General features: G+C 33.8%; 1 protein-coding gene. It reads right to left on the reverse strand.

The window, feature by feature from the left end; translation table 11 throughout:
- Nucleotides 1-2,131 precede the first annotated feature (2,131 nt).
- Nucleotides 2,132-3,813 (reverse strand): cytochrome P450 (locus tag ASF40_RS20800; protein WP_210168645.1); only part of this gene is annotated, 1,682 nt, incomplete at its 5' end.

Here is a 3,813-nt window from a genome sequence, read left to right on the forward strand (position 1 = left end):
TTTTTTAAATGCAAATGTATCTATAATTTCATTTCTAATTCAACTATTGATCACAATTCTTTCTACAAACTACGTCATATCAAGTCAGCCATTTTACAATTTGGTTCATAAAGTTCGAAAATAATATTAACATTCACTCGTATTCATATCAAATACATTAATTTTAATTTAACTGTATCTAAGTTACAACAGATTGCAGTGATTTTTGCTGATTTCAAAATATCTATTAATATTGATTCAAAAATACAACATGGCGTTTTTACATTCTGACATTTAAATTTGGAATTCTAATCTACAAACTACATACAAGTTCTTATTCTTTGGAAACCCGCCATAGGTTTATTAAAAAAAACATTGAAACTTAAATTAAAGTCGTCTTTTAGCAAGAATCTAGTTATTTTAATTATTTAAATAATGTTTCTACATGATTATAAGAGTTTTTTACAATATTTCCCCTATTAAGTCTATATTCTACATCTATTTCTAATGTAAACAGTACTACATGTAAAATACAACATCAAACACACTTGCAACACAAATATAACCGAAGAAGTGTAATCAAAGAGTTTCAACTACTCACCACTAGATGACGCTAAACACAATTTCTAACCTACTAAAAAACTACGTTTCTTCGGTCAAATTAAGTATAAACAGCCGATTTTGACGAGAAATTTCTATAAAATTAATAAAAAAGGAACTTTAAGACACTTGATTGACTACTTTTCTAAAAAATCTACACGTTTCTATAGCAAAAATATACTCGTGACGTGAAATAACTATTTAAAATCTAACACTATTGTCACTACGTCATCTATTTGTGAAAAATAACGAAAAAGTCACGAAATATATTTTACTAGCGCAAGCGAAATCCAACAGGCAAGATACAGTCGTTTTTGGTTTTCTWATTCAAAATTATCAACGCTCAATATAATTKTRGTAAAAAGTCATTACAAACAAACTATTAATTAGTTACAAAAGGTTCCAGATAGAGTTCTAGATACGTTAACTGACAGATACTGCCATATAAGTAGTCAAAAGTAAAAACATTTCTTTGGCATTATCTATTAGATAACTATTTTGAACATTAGCTGGAAGCTGTGAATCTAGCCATAAATATACTAAAATATTCAACACTATCTTTTATTAGATAAAAAACAGTAATTTTGTCGTAAAAATATTGRAAACATTGACAAWWATGAAACAGAAAAATCGTATTTTTTTATCAGTACACGTCAGCCATCTTCTTTTCCATAGAYAACAAACATTTTTCCCGCCTTTTCTTCAAAGAATTTACGTCAGTATGGTTTACCGAAAATATAAAAAGAAATACTTAAAAAAACAATTATTTCAAGAAATAAATAGTTTTGAGCGATATAACCTTGTTTTTTTATTTGTATATTTAATGAGACGCTGTTTTGTTTAAATATAATTTTAGAACTACTCAGTTCTCTAGCTAAAAAAATAGAAGGCAGTGAAGTTAAAAATATCACCAAATAAAAAAAACTTTTTACAAAAAAACAAAACCGACTTTGAAGTCGGTGTCTGCAGGTCTGTTGACTGTGTTTATTTTGCCACCGACTTCTAGAGCCACCAAAATGCCGGAGATATGGATTAACATACATAAAAAAAAAGTACGGTCGAATTGAGAACCTCCTCCTTTTTGGGAAGTCGGTTAAAAAATAATATGCTATCTACTTTAATTTAATGTTATTGAAAAACCTAATTGGCTCTATATCTACAAAATATTTTATCTTGGTTAAAAAAATATAACATAATTACTCAAGCTCTAATTTTGGGCGTAAATTAAAGTATTTACCGACTTTAATTATTTGATGTATTTTCAACTGAATACGAAAACAACCTTTTAAGTTTGCTAAAAAAATGTCTGTCATCGCAATAAATATATTCAAATAGAAAAATAAAATAAGTTTTACTAAACAATTTAGGATGTAGTACATAGAAATATCTATTATCGCAAACCATTCAAATTAAAAAGTTATAAAATTTTCGCTAAAAAGGTAACTACAAAAAAACCTGCAATTTTTTCAAAAAAAAAACAGCGTCAACACAAAACTACAAATAAAAGAACCAAGCGCAAATAATTTACGTACTTTCAAAAAAATCAAAAAGATCAATGTTTTCTCGGGATCAAAAATAGGTTATACGTATCTTTAGGCAAAGCCACACACGCCGGTTTCTGTCTTAGATCTTCCAAATTTTCAGCCCCAATTTCAAACTCCTGCATTATACTGGCAAACATGACGAAACTCATCGTAGTTACTAAAGTTTGACCAATGCACGTTCGCTTACCTATACTAAAAGGCAGGAAATGTGGGATGTTCCTCTTAACAGACCAGACTTCTTTTTCCGTCTCCGCTGGCTTGCTCGGCCKTTCCCCATCAGATTCCATGCCGGAATCACAGAAAGAATTCCTTCGAACCCTAACTTTGGTCTTTTCTAGAAACCTTGATGGGTCAAATTTCTCCGGCTCATTCCAGTATTCCTCTGAAGTGTTTAGTTCATAGTTGTTTATGAAGACTATCGTTCCTTTTTCTACGCCATATCCTGAGATTGCTGCGTTCTCCGTAGCTACATGAGGAACGATAGGGGATGAGGCGTATCTTAGACATTCTAAGACAGTTGCTTCTGTGTATGGCAAACTATGACGGTCGAGTAATGTAACAGGCCTTTTGCCTTTAGTCAAACCGTCTAATTCTGCCCTAATCTTCCTGCCGACTTCAGGGTCTCTCGCCACAGCTGTCAAACATAACATGACAAGATTACCCACCGAAGAATGACCGCCTAGAAAATCTTCAAGCATGAAGATTATAGTATTTCTATCAACCGTCGGGTCTTCATGTAAAACTTTTAGCAACCCATCTAGAAAGTCCTTTTCAGGCCCTTCTATGTCCAGATCCAATTCCCTCTGTTCTACGATCCTTGAAAGAATGAACGAGCGAATATCTGAAGACCAGTTAGACAGTTTATCTAAATGCTTCTTGTAAAAAGGTTGGAGCCACGGCAGAAAATCTAAGGCATAACCTTGGTTAATCTCCCAGAAAATTTCGTCAAAATGGTCGACRATGCGCTTGAAATCTTCGTCGTTTTCGGCGTCAAATCTCACGTTGCACATGTAGTGCGAAAACATATTCATTGCTGTAGTCATTAAGATCGGTTTTAGGTTGATGCTGGAGTCTAAAGTACGGGTTATGTTTTTAAGTGTTTGTAGCAGTTCTATGGATTCGAATGTAGCGACGTCTCCGATGCGCGCGAAGTTGTCGGTGTGTTGTTTGGGTCCACAATGGCGGCGGGCGAGATTTCTTCTTCTTAGTTGAAGGTTTGACCAATCGCATAGTGCTAAGGAATTATTCCTATCGCCAGCAAAAAGTTGATGAAATCGGATAAAGTCAGGCCGTCCGCCGAAGAATTTTCCATTTTGATTCAAGACCTCCCGGATGAGGTCCAAATTATTAACCACTAGGCATTTCGACGTTCCCAATTGCAGCGTAAAAATGTCTCCATAAGTTTTCGCCAAGTCCGTGAAAGACTGGAATGGCGATTCGTGCTTGCCCAAAAGGTGCATATTACCTATTATTGGCAAAGGTGTAGGTCCCGGCGCCTCTTTTAGAACCAAAGTCTTATTTTCACCATATTTATTGAACTTTTTGTAAGTTATGGTGTTTGAGAAATAAATTTTGTATACCGCTACCAAAAAGGCGGCGAGCAAAAAGAGTGCACTCAACATCTTATTTTTTAATAAAAAAAAAAGATTTTTTAGAGTGGCTACACCGGTGGAGGGAACGACTATTCCGG

It is taken from the genome of Microbacterium sp. Leaf288, assembly GCF_001422925.1.
Taxonomy (GTDB): domain Bacteria; phylum Actinomycetota; class Actinomycetes; order Actinomycetales; family Microbacteriaceae; genus Microbacterium.